General features: G+C 66.1%; 14 protein-coding genes. 11 read left to right on the top strand and 3 right to left on the bottom strand.

Annotated elements, in window-relative coordinates; translation table 11 throughout:
- Nucleotides 1-14 precede the first annotated feature (14 nt).
- Entirely contained in the window at nucleotides 15-1001 is a 987-nt protein-coding gene (locus tag VLA65_RS05275; RefSeq protein WP_332601962.1) for an SDR family NAD(P)-dependent oxidoreductase, read from the top strand.
- A 16-nt stretch (nucleotides 1002-1017) separates the two neighbouring features.
- On the opposite strand, the gene VLA65_RS05270 is transcribed toward VLA65_RS05275, so the two are convergent.
- Nucleotides 1018-2343 (bottom strand): glutamyl-tRNA reductase, encoded by a 1326-nt coding sequence (locus VLA65_RS05270; RefSeq protein ID WP_332601961.1) that lies wholly within the window; start codon nucleotides 2341-2343, stop codon nucleotides 1018-1020.
- 148 nt (nucleotides 2344-2491) lie between these two features.
- Here VLA65_RS05270 and hemE point away from each other — a divergent pair, with 148 nt between their 5' ends.
- The 10 genes from hemE to VLA65_RS05220 all read left to right on the top strand — a co-directional run bounded on the left by hemE (nucleotide 2492) and on the right by VLA65_RS05220 (nucleotide 13849).
- Nucleotides 2492-3619, top strand: a complete 1128-nt coding sequence (gene hemE / locus VLA65_RS05265) for a uroporphyrinogen decarboxylase (RefSeq protein ID WP_332601960.1) — start codon at nucleotides 2492-2494, stop codon at nucleotides 3617-3619.
- 5 nt (nucleotides 3620-3624) lie between these two features.
- A complete protein-coding gene (gene hemG, locus VLA65_RS05260; protein WP_332601959.1) occupies nucleotides 3625-5139 on the top strand; it encodes a protoporphyrinogen oxidase in 1515 nt (504 codons plus the stop codon).
- A gap of 72 nt (nucleotides 5140-5211) precedes the next feature.
- A complete protein-coding gene (gene hemQ / locus VLA65_RS05255) occupies nucleotides 5212-5913 on the top strand; it encodes a hydrogen peroxide-dependent heme synthase (RefSeq protein WP_059387506.1) in 702 nt (233 codons plus the stop codon).
- A 65-nt stretch (nucleotides 5914-5978) separates the two neighbouring features.
- Nucleotides 5979-7154: a ferrochelatase gene (locus VLA65_RS05250; protein WP_284991564.1), complete on the top strand. Its 1176-nt coding sequence runs from the start codon at nucleotides 5979-5981 to the stop codon at nucleotides 7152-7154.
- Nucleotides 7151-8137: a hydroxymethylbilane synthase gene (gene hemC, locus VLA65_RS05245; protein ID WP_332601958.1), complete on the top strand. Its 987-nt coding sequence runs from the start codon at nucleotides 7151-7153 to the stop codon at nucleotides 8135-8137. Before VLA65_RS05250 ends, hemC begins: the two co-directional genes overlap by 4 nt.
- Nucleotides 8138-8156: 19 nt before the next feature.
- A complete protein-coding gene (locus tag VLA65_RS05240) occupies nucleotides 8157-9047 on the top strand; it encodes a uroporphyrinogen-III synthase (RefSeq protein ID WP_284991491.1) in 891 nt (296 codons plus the stop codon).
- On the top strand, nucleotides 9044-10024 hold the full coding sequence (gene hemB / locus VLA65_RS05235) for a porphobilinogen synthase (RefSeq protein ID WP_284751590.1): 981 nt from the start codon (nucleotides 9044-9046) through the stop codon (nucleotides 10022-10024). The genes VLA65_RS05240 and hemB overlap by 4 nt, the downstream gene beginning before the upstream one ends.
- Entirely contained in the window at nucleotides 10024-11100 is a 1077-nt protein-coding gene (locus tag VLA65_RS05230) for an LLM class flavin-dependent oxidoreductase (RefSeq protein WP_059387508.1), read from the top strand. Before hemB ends, VLA65_RS05230 begins: the two co-directional genes overlap by 1 nt.
- A gap of 52 nt (nucleotides 11101-11152) precedes the next feature.
- Nucleotides 11153-12472: a glutamate-1-semialdehyde 2,1-aminomutase gene (hemL, locus tag VLA65_RS05225; protein ID WP_284991495.1), complete on the top strand. Its 1320-nt coding sequence runs from the start codon at nucleotides 11153-11155 to the stop codon at nucleotides 12470-12472.
- Nucleotides 12473-12538: 66 nt separating this feature from the next.
- Nucleotides 12539-13849 carry a glycoside hydrolase family 3 N-terminal domain-containing protein gene (locus VLA65_RS05220; protein ID WP_332601957.1) on the top strand — a complete coding sequence of 437 codons (1311 nt, stop codon included), beginning with the start codon at nucleotides 12539-12541 and terminating at the stop codon, nucleotides 13847-13849.
- An 87-nt stretch (nucleotides 13850-13936) separates the two neighbouring features.
- Here the strand turns inward: VLA65_RS05220 and VLA65_RS05215 are convergent, their stop codons facing one another.
- Both VLA65_RS05215 and VLA65_RS05210 read right to left on the bottom strand, forming a co-directional pair.
- Nucleotides 13937-14674 (bottom strand): amino acid ABC transporter ATP-binding protein, encoded by a 738-nt coding sequence (locus VLA65_RS05215; protein ID WP_306964309.1) that lies wholly within the window; start codon nucleotides 14672-14674, stop codon nucleotides 13937-13939.
- Nucleotides 14671-15444: an amino acid ABC transporter permease gene (locus tag VLA65_RS05210; protein ID WP_059387509.1), complete on the bottom strand. Its 774-nt coding sequence runs from the start codon at nucleotides 15442-15444 to the stop codon at nucleotides 14671-14673. The genes VLA65_RS05215 and VLA65_RS05210 overlap by 4 nt, the downstream gene beginning before the upstream one ends.
- Between the last annotated feature and the right edge of the window lie 3 nt (nucleotides 15445-15447).

Genomic DNA, 15447 nt, shown 5'->3' with positions numbered 1-15447 from the left:
CGAAAGGTCCCGATATGAGCGAGGAATCCATGACCACACCGCAATATCCCATCGGATCGGGCTTCGGCCATGGCTCCACGGCATCTGACGTTGTGGCGGGGTTGGACCTTCACGGTAAGACGGCAATTGTCACGGGCGGCTATTCCGGGCTCGGCCTGGAGACGGTGAGGGCGTTGTCCTCCGCTGGCGCCCGGGTCACGGTTCCCGCCCGGCGTCCCGAACATGCCAAGGAGGTCCTCGACGCGGCCGGCCTGGCGAAAGTGACCGTGGAGGGCCTGGATCTCTCCGATCAGCAAGCAGTGAAGGATTTTGCGGCACGCTTCCTGGAATCGAACCCAACGCTGGACATCCTGATCAACAACGCGGCGATCATGGCCAGCCCGGAACAACGTGTGGGTCCGGGCTGGGAATCGCAATTCACCACCAACCACTTGGGCCATTTCACGCTTCTCAACACGTTGTGGCCCGCGTTGGCAGCTGCCGGCTCGGCCCGCGTCGTGTCCTTGTCCTCCACGGGGCACAAACTCTCGCCCATCCGTTTCGAGGACCTCAACTTCGAGAACGGCTACGACAAATGGAAGGCTTACGGCCAGGCGAAGACGGCCAACGCACTGTTCGCCGTCGAGCTTGACCGTCTGGGGCGCTCCTCCGGGGTGCGGGCCTTCGCGGTCCACCCCGGCGGCATCATGACCGAGCTCCAGCGCTACCTGCCCCGCGAAGAGATGGTCGCGGCGGGCTGGATGGACGACGCGGGCAACGTCAGGGAGGGTTTCAAGACTCCGGAGCAGGGAGCCGCCACGTCCACCTGGGCAGCCACGTCCCCGGCCCTGGCAGGCATGGGCGGGGTGTATTGCGAAGACTGCGACATTGCCAAGCCCACGGACCCGGCTTCGCCGCTCGCCCGGTACCAGGGAGTGGATGCGCACGCAGTGGACCCGGAAGCCGCAACGAAGCTGTGGGCCGTGTCTGCCGAAATGACGGGCGTCAACGCGTTCGCCTAGGGCGGGGTCGCGGAAGCTAGGCGCTTTCAGCCTGCTGAGGTGCTTGGCGGTGGTCCACGGGGCACTCTGCTGCGGGTGACGCAGCCGGCTGCTCCACCTGGATGCCATACAAGGCCTCGAGCGCGGCCACGTACTCGTCTTGCTGGCCGTTTGCGGCGAGTTCGCGTGCGCGGACCGTGGGGATGTGGAGCAATTGCTTGACCATGCGGCGGAGCGCGAACTCGACCTCTTCGGCCGCGGCGGTGCAGCCGTGCCGGGCCCGGACTTTCTCCATCTCGGCGTCGAGCACGTTCATGGTGTGTCGGCGCAGCGCCACAATGGCCGAATCGACGGACCGGGCTTCGCGCTCCTGCTCGAAGGCTTCTGCCGCGCCGGAAACAATGGTGCTCGCTTGTGCCAGCGACTCCGCTTGTTCCTGGGGCGCCGCGAGCCGCACGGATTCGAGCGTCAGGAGCTCGACGCCGTCGAGCTCGCCCACTGCGGGGTCGAAGTCGTGGGTGAGGGCGAGGTCGATCGCGATGAGGGTCTGGGTGGACAAAGCGCGGACCTTGGCGAGCTCTTCGGCCTCAATGCGGGTGTCCGATCCGCTGCAACCGATCATGACATCGGCGGCAGCGACGGCGGCAGGGAGGGTTTCGGCGTCGAGCGCGGTTCCGCCGCGAGTTGCCACGAAGGCCTCGGCACGGCCGGAAGACGAGTAGACGGAGACGTCGGTGCAGCCGCGATCGCGAAGCAGCGACATCGTGGCTCCGGCGTAGGCCCCGGTACCGAAGACAACTACCTTCTTGGTGCTCCAGTCGGCATTCTCGGAGAGGTCGGTGGCGAGGTCCAGCGCAACTGAAACGATGGACAGGCCCCGCGAACCGAGTGCGGTCTGGGCTCCGACGTCCTTGGCCGTCTTGGAAGCGGCCTGGAACAAGCGGACCAGTCCGGAACTCGCGGTTCCTTCGTGCTGGGCAGTGATGAGGGCGCGACGCACCTGGCCGGCGATTTCGCGTTCGCCGACGACGGCGGAGTCCAGTCCGGCGCTGACGGCGAAGAGGTGCCTGCTGACCTCAGGGCCGGTGCGGGTGCTGAAGGCGCGCGAGACGAGTTGCTCGTTGAGTCCGCTCAGGCCACTGATCTGCGAGACGAGCGCCGAGCGGGCCGCTTCGAGATTCTCTGCGTGCGGCGTTTCGCCGTAGATTTCGTAGCGGTTGCAGGTGGCCAGGACCACGGCGCCGGAGACAAGTTGGGAATCGGCCAAGGCGGACGAGGCAACCTCGGATGAACCGTTGCTCAACTGAGCGACGGTCTCAAGATCGATGTCGGCGTGTGTAGCCACCAATGAGAAAAGAACCACAGCAAAGCAATCATAGCTTTTTCGGCGCCATGTAGAACAACGTGGGTCAGTGGTTCTCCGCACTGCCGGGAGTGATGCCCGTCACCACGGATGGTGGGGGACAGGCTGTCGTTATCTTTTGGCCCCGATCTTCGGCACAATCGAAGGCATGACTTCCAGCTCCGCACTGCCTCATTCTGTGCCGGCCAACGGCACTTCCGGCACCGCCGCCTCAAGCCTTGATGCAAGCCACCCGCTGATGGATGGCCGCACCGCAGACTCCCCGCTGATCCAGGCGTACCGCGGAGGCAAGCCGTCCCGCCGTCCGGTGTGGTTCATGCGACAGGCAGGCCGCTCGTTGCCGGAATACCTCAAAGTCCGTGAAGGCGTGGCGATGCTGGACTCCTGCCTGCGTCCCGAACTCGCCTCCGAGATCACTTTGCAGCCGGTTCGCCGCCACGACGTCGACGCGGCAATCTTCTTCTCCGACATCGTCATCCCCCTCAAGCTGGCGGGGGTCGGCGTGGACATTGTCCCCGGCATCGGTCCTGTCCTGGACAAGCCCGTCCGCACCGCTGCCGACGTAGCAGCCCTGCCGCAGCTGACCTGGGAAGCCCTCGAACCGATCCGCGAGGCCGTGCGCCTGACGGTCGCTGAGCTCGGCACCACGCCCCTGATCGGCTTCGCCGGCGCGCCGTTCACGCTCGCCGCATACATGGTGGAAGGCAAGCCTTCCCGCGACCACCTCGGTCCGCGCACCATGATGCACGCCGATCCGGAAACCTGGACCGCCCTGGCCAATTGGGCAGCCGACGCCTCCGGCATGTTCCTGCGCGCGCAACTGGAAGCCGGCGCCTCCGCAGGGCAACTGTTCGACTCCTGGGCAGGTTCCCTTGGCCTGGCCGACTACGCCAAGTACGTTGCACCCGCCTCGACCCGCGCCCTTGACCACGTCCGCCACCTCGGCGCGCCGCTGGTCCATTTCGGTACGGGAACGTCCGAGTTGCTCGTCGCGATGCGCGATGTCGGCGTGGACGTCGTCGGCGTGGACTACCGGCTGCCCCTTGACGAGGCAAACCGGCGGCTCGGCGGCACCGTGCCCTTGCAAGGCAACATCGACCCCGCGCTGCTCTCCGCGCCTTGGGAGGTCCTGGAAGCCCATGTCCGCGAGGTGATCGCAGCCGGATCCGCGGCCCCGGGCCACGTCCTGAACCTCGGCCATGGCGTGCCCCCGGAGACGGACCCCGCGGTCCTGACCCGGGTAGTGGAACTCATCCACTCGATCCCGGCAGGATAGCGAGCATGAGCCGCGGGCACGCGCAGTCCGAGCAAACACGGTCCGAACACGCACTTCCCGGGCATTCGGCAGCCGGCCTCCCCGCCGTCGTGGTGGGCGGCGGCATTTCCGGCCTGCTCGCTGCCCGGGGACTGGCCAAGGCCGGATTCGGTGTCACCGTGCTCGAAGCGAGCGACGCGTGGGGCGGTTGCGTGGGAAGCCACACCGTTGGCGGCCTTGGGCTGGACAGCGGAGCCGAGTCATTCGCCACGCGCTCCACGGCCGTGGCCGATCTCGCCCGCGATCTTGGGCTCAGTGGCAACATCGTGGCGCCGCATCCTGGGGGTGCCTGGGTGCAGTTGCCGGATGGCCCGCAAGAGCTCCCCAAGACCGGGGTGCTCGGAATTCCCGCGAATCCGTGGGACCCCGAGGTCCGCCGCTCCTTGGGCTTCGCAGGCTCCTTGCGGGCCTCGCTTGACCGCTACTTGCCCACATCGGTGGGCAGCTCTGCCGACGTCACCAGCGTCGCAACCTTGGTGCGGGCGCGGATGGGCAAGCGGGTGCTCGAACGGCTCGTCGCACCCGTCGTCGGGGGAGTGCACTCCGCCGATCCGGGACTGCTCGATGTCGACATGGTGGCCCCCGGCCTGCGTGCGGCATTGCGGAAGCACGGATCGTTGGCCGCGGCCGTGGCCAGCCAGCGCGCAGCCGGTTCAGGACAAACTGCTTCAAAGCAAAACGGGACCGGAACGGCGAAGGCCGGATCCGCCGTCGGCGGCTTGAAAGGCGGAATGAACACCTTGGTCTCCGCCCTCGTGGCGGAGCTGCGTTCGCAGGGCGTCGCCCTCGTTTCCGGCGCCCGCGTGGATGCGATCAGCCGCACTGAAAGCGGTTGGCAGGCCAGCGCTGCGGGCACAACGTACGACGCCGTGCGGCTGGTGGTGGCGCTCGACGGTCCGGCCGCCGTCGGGTTGCTGGAGGGGGCGCTTCCGGAGCTGTCCGCGCTGCGCCCCGCCGCGGGTCCCTTGGTGAGCCTGGTGACCTTGGTGGTGGACGTGCCTGAACTGGACCGTCGTCCCCGCGGCACCGGCATTCTCGTCGCCCCGCAGACCGCCGGGATCGAGGCGAAGGCGCTCACGCATGCCACGGCAAAATGGGATTGGCTGGCGGAAGAAGCCGGACCCGGTACGCACGTGCTGCGCCTGTCCTATGGGCGCGCCGAAGGGGCGGACGCCCCTGGATCGGCGGCCGCGCAATCCGTCGCCTCACTCAATGACGATGCTCTGCTCGACGCTGCGCTCCGCGACGCCTCGACCTTGCTGACCGTGCCGATTGTCCGCGAAGACGTGCTCGATTGGGACGTCGTCCGTTGGGCGGGGGCCTTGCCGTTCGCCGCCGTCGGTCACAAACAGCGCGTTGCCGAGGTGCGCCGCATCTGCTCCGGAGCCGACGGCTTGACCGTGGTGGGAGGCTGGCTCGCCGGAAACGGCCTGGCCGCCGTGGTTGCGGACACCTCCGCGCAAATCGACGCAGTTTTGTGAAATGCATCACTTCTACGTCTTGTAGAAGTGATGCATTTCGACTTAGCGGCATCGACGGGGCAGACTTGTACCATGAGCCACACTTCTGCCGAATCTGTCACTAAAACTGCCGAATCCGAAGAGCAGTTCTTTACGCTGTGGACCGTGTTCAAGCGGTCGGGCGATGTCCTGCGCAGCGCCGACGCTGTGCAGGATTTCGAGCAGCTGGCTGCCAAGCTCGCCGAGGACGGCGTGGTCCTCCGCGGAAGCTACGACGTCTCCGCCATGCGCTCTGACGCCGACATCATGGTGTGGCTCCACGGCGCCAAGCCTGAGGCCCTGCAGCAGGCCGTCCGCGACATCCGCCGCAGCGCGCTCTTCGCAGGCACCGAGATCGTCTGGTCCGCCATGGGCGTCCACCGCGAAGCCGAATTCGCCAAGAACCACGTTCCGGCCTACGCCCGCGGCGTCGAGCCCAGCACCTGGCTCTGCGTCTACCCCTTCGTCCGCTCCTACGAGTGGTACATCCTGCCGGCCGAAGAGCGTGGAAAGATGCTGCGCGATCACGGCATGCTGGGCCGCGACTTCCCCCAGGTCATCTCCAACACCGTGTCCTCCTTCGCCTTGGGCGACTGGGAGTGGATCCTCGGCCTGGAAGCACCCGAACTCGTTGACCTGGTGGACCTCATGCGCCACCTGAGGGCCACCGACGCCCGCAACCACGTTCGCGAGGAAATCCCGTTCTACACCGGCCGCCGCATCACCGCCGCGGAGATCGCCGAGGTCCTCGCGTGAGCGGCCGCCACTCCGCGGGCCCGGCCAGCCTCACCGAGGTCAATGACGTCACCGAGGCCGGACGCATGGCTCCCAAAGAGTACGACGCCGTCCTCCTCGCCTCCTTCGGCGGGCCGGAAGGCCAGGACGACGTCATTCCCTTCCTTCGCAATGTGACCCGTGGCCGCGGCATCCCGGATGAGCGCCTCGAAGAGGTGTCCCACCACTACCGCGCTTTTGGTGGCATCAGCCCCATCAACCAGCAAAACAGGAACCTCAAGGCCGCCCTCGAAGCGGAGTTGGCATCGCGCGGCATCAGCCTGCCCGTGCTGTGGGGCAACCGCAACTGGGACCCCTACATCCCGCAAACGCTCCAGGAAGCCTACGACGCCGGCCACCGCAAGCTGCTGATGGTCACCACGAGCGCCTACTCCTGTTACTCCAGCTGCCGCCAGTACCGCGAGGACATCGGCATCGCGCTGACCGAGACCGGCCTCGACGGCAAACTCGAAGTGGACAAGGTACGCCAGTACTTCGACCACCCAGGTTTCGTCGAGCCCTTCGTGGAAGGAACGGCTGCAGGACTTGCTGAGGTCCAGGAGAAACTGGCAGCGGACGGCCTCCAGGGCGCGCCGGTGCACATCCTGTTCGCGACGCACTCCATTCCGACCCGTGACGCCGAGGCCGCCGGACGTTCGGACGGCGAGCCCCGCGACTTCGAGCAGGACTCGGCCTACGTGGCACAGCACCTGGCTGCCGGCGCCGAAGTTGTCCGGCGGGTTGAATCCGAATCCGGGCTCACCGCGCCGTGGTCCTTGGTGTACCAGTCCCGCTCGGGCGCCCCGCACGTTCCGTGGCTTGAACCGGACATCAATGATGCCATCGAGGAACTGGCTGGCCAAGGGATCAAGGGCGTCGTGATCGTACCCCTTGGCTTCGTCTCCGACCACATGGAAGTGGCCTGGGACCTCGACACCGAGGCCCTGGAAACGTGCAAGAACCTCGGACTCGCCGCAACACGGGTTCCCACGCCTGGAACCCACCGCAAGTTCGTTTCCGGCCTGGTGGACCTCATTTGCGAGCGGACGGTGGCCAACAACATCGCCGATCGCCCCGCCATGACCGGGCTGGGCCCGTGGTACGACATCTGCCGTCCGGGCTGCTGCGCCAACTTCCGCGGGGAGAAGCCCACGATTGCGGGTGCGGACACCACAGTCGGCACCGGACACGATGCCTACCCCGCAGGAGAAAGCGCGAAATGACCGTTCGGATCGGTACCCGCGCGAGCAAACTCGCGCTCACCCAGAGCCAGCAGGCCGCGGACCAGCTGGCCGCCGTCGGTGGCTTTCCCGTTGAACTAGTGCGCATCAAGACCGAAGGCGATGTCCGGACGGGTTCCCTGTCCCAGATGGGCGGCACCGGAGTGTTCGTCGCCGCGCTTCGCGACGCGCTGTTGGAGAACGCGTGCGACGTTGCTGTTCACTCCTTGAAGGATCTCCCCACGGGCGCGGCACTCGGACTCACCATCGCCGCAACGCCCAAGCGCGTCGACGTCAGGGACGCCTTGTGCGCCCGTGACGGGCTCAAACTGGTGGATCTTCCAGCAGGCGCAAGGGTCGGCACCGGATCGCCGCGCCGCGCTGCCCAGTTGCGCGCCGCCCGCCCGGATCTCGACGTCGTGGACATCCGCGGCAACGTGGACACCCGGCTGGGCCGCGTTCCGGGGCTCGCCGGGAATGCAGAAGACGCACCCGGCGACCTCGACGCCGTCGTCCTCGCCGCCGCGGGACTGGAACGGATCAGCAGGCTCGACGTCGTGACGGAGTTCTTTGAGACCGACGTCATGCTTCCTGCCCCCGGACAGGGCTCGCTCGCGATCGAGTGCCGCACGGCCGATGCACCGAGACAGTCCGACTCGGCTGAAGGTTCCCTGGGGGCACTCGCCCAGGCCCTGGCCGCGCTCAACGACGAAGACACCCGGCTTGCCGTCACCGCGGAGAGGGCCGTCCTGGCCCGCCTCGAAGCCGGCTGTGCTGCGCCCGTGGGCGCCTACGCTTACCGCAAGGGCAGCATGCTCTACCTGGAAGCGGTCGTCTGCGCTGTGGACGGGAGTAAGTCGGTGCGTGAGAAAAAAGCCACGGACGGGCTCACTGAGGTGGGCGCCACGTTGCTGGGAATCGAAGTCGCCGAGCTCCTGCTTGCCGCGGGTGCCGCGGACATCACAGATCTTGCAGCTTCCCGATAACCGGAGCCAACAGGAGACCATGGGACGGCACAGCGCGGTGAAGTCGGGAGAGGCCCGGGTCCTTGAAGGCGCCCGGATTCTTGTGACGCGCAGCCCGGATCGTGCCGCCCCGCTGGTCAGCGCCCTGCGCGAAGCCGGCGCGGAGCCGCTCCTGTTGCCGTTGATCGACTTCGAGCGTGCCCGCGACCAGCATTCCCTTGAGGTCGCCTTGGACGCCCTCCGTGCGGGAGCGTACAGCTGGCTGGTGGTCAGCAGCATCACCACGGTGCGTGCCCTGAAGGAAAAGGCAGCAGAGCGGCGCTTGGAGCTGAAGGAGCTGATTCCGGAGTCCGTCCGGATCGCGACGATCGGTCCGTCGAGCAGGCGGGTCCTCGAGGCGGAAGGCATTCCGGTGGACCTCGCGCCGGAGGACGTCCAGTCGGCCGCAGGACTCGTCTCCGCCTGGCCGACAGGCCCGGCCAACGTTCTGTTGCCCCAAGCGGACATTGCCGACGCGATGTTGTTGGACGGTATCGAAGCCAAGGGGGCCTCGGTCCAGGCAGTGACGGCCTACCACACCGTGGACTACCCTGCGGCCCCCGAACGCCGGCTGACTGCCGCCTTGGCAGCAGCGAACGGCTGGCACGCGGGCGGGGCCGGGGCGCCGGAGCTCACCCCGGAAGCCGCGAAGGCCGAGCTTTCCGGCGGACGGCTCCACGCCGTCGTCGCCGCTTCACCCAGCGCTGCCCGCCGCATCCACGCCTCATTGGCGCCGCTGCGGGATTGCCGCTTCATTGCGATCGGGCGCTCGACGGCGGCAGAGGCGGCCGCCCTCGGCATCCCGGTCGCGGCAACCGCCAAGGAACCCACACCCGCCGGCATCGTGGCCGCCCTACGCACCGTATTCGACACCGAAGGGAACGAAAGTTGAGCTTTCCAAACCACCGGCCCCGCCGGCTCCGCACCACCCCCGCCATGCGCCGGATGACTGCCGAACACCGGCTGGCTCCCGCCGACCTCATCCTGCCCGCCTTCATTCGCGAAGGACTCAGCGAACCGGCTCCGATCAGTTCCATGCCCGGCGTCGTGCAGCACACCACGGACTCGCTCAAACGCGCCGCTGCCGAAGCCGTGGAATTGGGTGTCAGCGGAATCATGCTGTTCGGTGTTCCGGCAGTCCGCGATGCCCGCGGCACAGCTTCCCTGGATCCCGACGGCGTGCTGAACAAGGCCATCCGCGACGTCCGCGCAGAAGTCGGCGATGACCTGGTGGTCATGGGCGATGTATGCCTCGACGAATTCACCGATCACGGCCACTGCGGTGTCCTGGACGCCAACGGCTACGTGGACAACGACGCCACCCTCGAAATCTACGCCCAAATGGCAGTAGCGCAGGCCGACGCCGGTGCCCACGTCCTAGGGCCGTCCGGGATGATGGATGGCCAGATCGCCGTGATTCGCCAGGCCCTTGAAGAGGCCGGACATCAGAACACCGCGCTCCTGGCCTACGCGGCGAAGTACGCCTCCGCTTTCTACGGCCCCTTCCGCGAAGCCGTGGACTCGCAGCTCAAGGGTGACCGCCGGACCTACCAGATGGATGCCGCCAACCGCCGGGAAGCCATCATCGAGGTGGAACTCGACCTCGAAGAAGGCGCTGACATGGTGATGGTCAAGCCGGCCATGAGCTACCTGGACATCCTCGCCGACGTCGCAGCCATGAGCCCGGTACCCGTGGCGGCCTACCAAATCTCCGGTGAATACGCCATGATCGAAGCGGCCGCCGCGAACGGCTGGATCGATCGCCGCGGCGCCATCACAGAATCCGTGCTCGGCATCAAGCGGGCCGGCGCCGACATGGTGCTGACGTACTGGGCCTCCGAACTTGCCGGCTGGCTTAAGGAGTCCTGATGACCGATACCGCTTCCACTCCCACGGCCCCTGTCGGAGCCGCGGAGATCCTCCTCGGGCTGAATACTTTCGGTGACGCCGGGGTGGACGCCGACGGCAACCCGAAACAGCATGCCCAGGTCTTGCGGGAGCTGCTGGCGGAAGCGGAGCTGGCGGACGCCGTCGGGCTTCACGCCTTTGGGGTGGGGGAGCACCACCGGCGCGACTTCGCCGTCTCGGCGCCCGAAGTTTTCCTCGCGGCCGCGGCAGCCCGGACATCGCAGATCAAGCTCGGTTCGGCCGTCACCGTGCTCAGCTCCGACGACCCCATCAGGGTCTTCCAGCGCTTCTCCACCGTTGACGCGCTCTCCAATGGTCGTGCGGAGGTGATGCTGGGCCGCGGCTCGTTCGTGGAATCGTTCCCGCTGTTCGGCCTGGATCTGGCCGACTACGAAGTCCTGTTCGAGGAGAAGCTGGAACTCTTCGACAAGGTCCGGGCGCAGAAGCCGGTGCATTGGGAAGGCCGCACCCGGCCGAACGTGAACGGAATGAGCGTCTTTCCGCCGCTGGAACACCACTTGCTGCCAACGTGGATCGGTGTGGGCGGTACTCCAGAATCAGTGTTGCGCTGCGCGCAATACGGCTACCCCATCATTTTCGCCATCATCGGCGGGGAACCGCGCCGCTTTGCCCCGCTCGTGGAGCTCTACCGCGAGGCAATGGAAAAATACGGGCACCCCATGCAGCAAATTGCCACGCACTCGCCTGGCTATGTTGCCCCAACCGACGAGCAAGCCCGGGAGGAACTCTTCCCGCATTGGCTGGCCCAGCGAAACCGCATCGGCGCGGAACGCGGCTGGGGACCGGCAAGCCGGGGCGAGTTCGACGCCATGTGCGGACCCGAAGGAGCCCTGTATGTCGGTTCCCCGGAAACGGTCGCCCGGAAGATCGTCCTGCTGAAGCGGAACCTCGGCGTTGACCGTTTCGACCTCAAATACAGCAACGGAACCCTGCCCCACGAATCCATGATGCGTTGCATCGAACTCTTCGGCACTGTGGTGGCCCCACTGGTGGCCGAGCAGCTTGCCGACGCCTGAGCCCACTTTTTCGGTGCCTGAACCGTCCCGAATCCCTGAAAGAATGGACACCATGACTTCAAACACCCCTGTCTCCGACCAGCTGTTCGACCGCGCCCGATCCCTGATGCCCGGCGGCGTCAACTCTCCGGTGCGCGCCTTCGGCTCCGTCGGCGGCACCCCGAAGTTCATGGTTTCGGCGAAGGGTCCCTACCTCACCGACGCAGATGGCCGCGAATACGTCGATCTCGTCTGCTCATGGGGTCCGGCGCTCCTGGGTCACGCACATCCGGCAGTCCTCGACGCCGTCCATGCCGCCGTCGACCGCGGTTTGTCCTTTGGTGCCTCGACGCCCGATGAGGCAAACCTCGCCGCGATCGTCAAGGAACGCGTCTCCGCCGTCGAACGCATCCGCATGGTGTCCACGGGCACCGAGGCCACCATGACCGCCGTTCGCTTGGCCCGTGGGTTCACTGGCCGCAACCTGATCGTCAAGTTCGCCGGCTGCTACCACGGTCACCTCGATGGGCTGCTCGCCGCGGCTGGCTCGGGCCTTGCGACCATGGCTCTGCCCGGTTCAGCCGGTGTCACCGAAGCTGCCGCCGCTGAAACCCTCGTCCTGCCGTACAACGACCTCGGTGCGGTGGAAGCCGCTTTTGCTGCGCACGGCAACAACATCGCTGCCGTCATCACCGAAGCCGCTCCCGCCAACATGGGCGTGGTAACGCCGAACGACGGCTTCAACGCAGGCCTGTCCCGCATCACCCGCGAACACGGCGCGCTGTTGATCCTGGACGAAGTGCTCACCGGCTTCCGCACCGGCTACGCGGGCTACTGGGGCCTCACAGGCCGCCAGGAAGGCTGGACGCCGGACCTGCTGACCTTCGGCAAAGTCATCGGCGGCGGGATGCCGACGGCGGCGCTCGGCGGACGTGCCGACGTCATGGATTACCTTGCGCCCCTTGGCCCGGTGTACCAGGCAGGAACCTTGTCCGGGAACCCTGTGGCAATGGCCGCCGGCGTCGCCACCCTGACGCTCGCGACGCCGGAGGTCTACAGCTTCGTGGATGCCCGCTCGCTGGAACTCTCGGCGGCACTCTCATCGGCGCTGGACACCGCAGGCGTGGACCACTCGATCCAGCGCGCAGGGAACCTTTTCTCGGTGGCCTTCGGTACGTCGGTCAACGGAGTCCACAACTACGCCGACGCCCAGGCCCAGGACGTCTTCCGCTACGCACCGTTCTTCCACTCCATGCTGGACTCCGGTGTCTACCTGCCGCCGTCGGTCTTCGAGGCGTGGTTCCTTTCCGCTGCCCACGACGATGCCGCGATGAACCGGATTTTCGACGCCCTTCCCGCTGCGGCCAAGGCGGCCGCGGAGGCCGCAGCCTGACCTACGGCGCTTTTCCGATGCTTTGCAGCCTGTTCCTTGCGCCCACTGCCGGCCGGGGAGCAGGCTGTGGGCAACGATCGAATCGACAAGGCGATGATTCATCTGCTCAAGCCGTCCAGAATTCCACTGTTCATCTTTTTCGCCCTGATGGCCGGGGCATTCGCCGGAATTGCGCATGCCGATACCGCTGACGGCGGTTTGGTGGCAGCCGGGGACCCGCCCGCCACGCCAACTGCCCCACGGGCCGTCCCGACGCCTGGTTTTTCCAGCTCGCCGCCTGCGGGATCGCCGCCTGCTTCTGCTACTCCTGCCGGGCCCACTGAGTTGCCGCCGCCTCCACACCCGACGCCGGAACAGCGGCTCGCGGGCCTGACCCTGGAACAAAGGGTAGGGCAGTTGTTCATGGTGGCGGCCAAGGCCGACGGAAGCGATTCGAGCGCGGTGACCGACCTCCTGAACAACCACGTGGGCAATATATATCTGGCCGGACGAAGCCAGGCTGGCGTCGCGGCGACGGCATCAGTTGTGGCAAAGCTGAGGGCGGCCATTTCGCCGGCCGCAAGCCGTGGGTTGCCGCTGTCCGTCGCGACGGACCAGGAAGGCGGCTCCGTTCAAGTGCTCCGGGGACCCGGGTTCCTGCCTATTCCCGCAGCCTTGGACCAAGCGAATTCGAGCCCGGAACAACTTCGCGCCGACGCCCGGAACTGGGGGTCCCAACTTTTGCAGGCCGGAGTGAATGTTGATTTGGCACCCGTACTGGATACGGTGCCCAGCCCCGAATTTGCACCCTCGAATAAGCCCATTGGGGCGTTCAAGCGCGAATACGGCTTCAATCCGGCGGCGGTGTCCGAGCATGGGAACGCGATGGCGGACGGATTGCGGGACGCAGGGGTGGCGCCGGTGGTCAAGCATTTTCCGGGAATGGGGCGCGTCAGCCTGAACACCGACGTCAGCGCGAACGTCCACGACACCGAAACCACCCGGACGGATCCCTACCTGATGCCGTTCAAGGCAGCGATCGACCGGGGACTCCGGTGGGTCATGATTTCGAACGCCTACTACGACAAGATCGATCCCGACCATGTGGCGCCGTTTTCATCGGTGATCATGCGCACCATGTTGCGGACGGACGCAGCGTTCACCGGCGTCATCGTGTCCGATGATCTGTGCAATGCCGTGCAGCTGTCGCCCTGGAGCATGGGGGACAGGGCAACGAATTTCATCGGGGCGGGCGGCACCATGGTTCTGTGCGCGGACACTGCTTCAGTTCCGGCGATGTATGCCCAGGTGCTGCAACGGGCGCAGACCGATCCTGGATTCCGCGACTCAGTGGATGCCGCGGCCTTGACTGTCCTTCAGGTGAAGGCCGGGAAGTAGCTCCGGCCACGAAAAATCCCCGGCTACCGGACGGCTCACCACGAGGGGTGTTTCGTCTGAAAGCCGGGGATTCCCCGTTGCTAAGGCCTAGAGCACGTCCGAAAGGAAGCCCTTCAGGCGCTCGGTCCGCGGCTCGGTGAAGAGTTGTTCCGGCGAACCGGTCTCTACGACGACGCCTGCGTCCATGAACGTCACGGTGTCGGAGACGTTCCTTGAGAAGCCCATCTCATGGGTTACCACCACCATGGTCATGCCGCCCTTGGCCAGATCGGTCATGAGCGCGAGCACGCCCTTGACCAGTTCAGGGTCCAGGGCCGATGTTGCCTCGTCGAAGAACATCACCTCGGGCTTCATGGCAAGCGCGCGGGCAATGGCCACTCGCTGCTGTTGTCCGCCGGAGAGGTTGGCTGGCCGGACGTCGGCTTTGTGCTTGAGCCCTACGAGGTCCAGTTGGGCCAAGGCGTCTTCCCGTGCCTGCTCCTTGGACATGCCACGGAGCTTCCGCAAGGCCAAGGAGACGTTCTCCGCCACCGTTTTGTGCGGGAACAGGTTGAACTGCTGGAAGACCATGCCGATCCGCCGGCGCAGTTCATCCGGGTTGTCCTTGAGTACCGAACGGCCATCGAGCAAAATGTCGCCCTGCTCGGGTTCGATGAGCCGGTTCATAACGCGCAGGAGCGTGGATTTCCCTGAGCCGGAAGGGCCGATCACGGAAGCCGTGGTGCCCTTCTCGACGTGCAGGTCGATGCCCCGCAGGACATGGTTCGACCCGAAGGACAAGTGGATGTTCTTGGCCGTCAGTGTTCCTGAAGCGAATTCGCTCATGCCTGGGCTCCCTTCCCGACGACGGCGGCTGCCTCGTCCGGTTCCTTCTTTTCCGGCCGGCCTGTCCTGAGACGGCGGTCAATCCAGTTCACGAAGTGCGTCAATGGAATGGTCAGCGCCAGGTAGAAGATTGCTGCCGCTACATAGGGCGACAGATTTCCGCTCGTGGAGGCCGCATCCTTGCCAATCTGGAAGATCTCGCGCTCTGAGGCGAGCAAGCCAAGGAGGAAGACCAACGACGACTCCTTGATCAACGCAATGAATTGGTTGACCAGCGCCGGCAGGACCCGCCGAACGCCCTGGGGAACCACCACAAGCCGCATGGCAGGGCCGTAGCCGAACCCCAGGGCACGCGTTGCCTCTAGCTGACCCTTGTCAACACTCTGGATACCGGAACGGAAGATCTCGCCGATGTACGCCGCCGACATCAGGGACAGCGCCGCGACGGCCAACGGATACGGACTCGTGGAGCCGCTCAGCTGACGGATGATGGGGCCGAAGCCGAGGCCGATCACGAGGATGGTGAGGACGGGCGGCAGCCCACGAAGGACGTCGGTGTATATGCGGGCTATCCACCGGGCCACGGGGTTCCGGGAGATCCCCATCAAGGCGAGCGCCATGCCGAGCACAGTTCCGATCACGCCCGAGGTGACGGCCAAGACAATGGTATTCGGCAAGCCGACGGCGAACATCTTGGGGATGACTTCGCCTATCGCCTTCCAATCGAGGAAGGTCTCACCGAGTTGCTTGAGGATTTCCTGGAGATCCATGGA

Source organism: Arthrobacter sp. S2(2024), from assembly GCF_036662515.1.
Lineage (GTDB): Bacteria > Actinomycetota > Actinomycetes > Actinomycetales > Micrococcaceae > Arthrobacter.
The sequence above is the reverse complement of the archived record's forward strand: the minus strand, read 5'-3'. Positions and strand labels throughout refer to the sequence as shown.

What these genes read in the sequence shown, in the direction of transcription:
- VLA65_RS05215 (WP_306964309.1), bottom strand. Translation starts at nt 14,674, where the DNA reads ATGAGCGAATTCGCTTCAGGAACACTGACGGCCAAGAACATCCACTTG.
- VLA65_RS05250 (WP_284991564.1), top strand. Translation starts at nt 5,979, where the DNA reads ATGGCTCCCAAAGAGTACGACGCCGTCCTCCTCGCCTCCTTCGGCGGG.
- VLA65_RS05210 (WP_059387509.1), bottom strand. Translation starts at nt 15,444, where the DNA reads ATGGATCTCCAGGAAATCCTCAAGCAACTCGGTGAGACCTTCCTCGAT.
- hemG (WP_332601959.1), top strand. Translation starts at nt 3,625, where the DNA reads ATGAGCCGCGGGCACGCGCAGTCCGAGCAAACACGGTCCGAACACGCA.
- VLA65_RS05240 (WP_284991491.1), top strand. Translation starts at nt 8,157, where the DNA reads ATGGGACGGCACAGCGCGGTGAAGTCGGGAGAGGCCCGGGTCCTTGAA.
- VLA65_RS05275 (WP_332601962.1), top strand. Translation starts at nt 15, where the DNA reads ATGAGCGAGGAATCCATGACCACACCGCAATATCCCATCGGATCGGGC.
- hemQ (WP_059387506.1), top strand. Translation starts at nt 5,212, where the DNA reads ATGAGCCACACTTCTGCCGAATCTGTCACTAAAACTGCCGAATCCGAA.
- hemC (WP_332601958.1), top strand. Translation starts at nt 7,151, where the DNA reads ATGACCGTTCGGATCGGTACCCGCGCGAGCAAACTCGCGCTCACCCAG.
- hemE (WP_332601960.1), top strand. Translation starts at nt 2,492, where the DNA reads ATGACTTCCAGCTCCGCACTGCCTCATTCTGTGCCGGCCAACGGCACT.
- VLA65_RS05230 (WP_059387508.1), top strand. Translation starts at nt 10,024, where the DNA reads ATGACCGATACCGCTTCCACTCCCACGGCCCCTGTCGGAGCCGCGGAG.
- hemL (WP_284991495.1), top strand. Translation starts at nt 11,153, where the DNA reads ATGACTTCAAACACCCCTGTCTCCGACCAGCTGTTCGACCGCGCCCGA.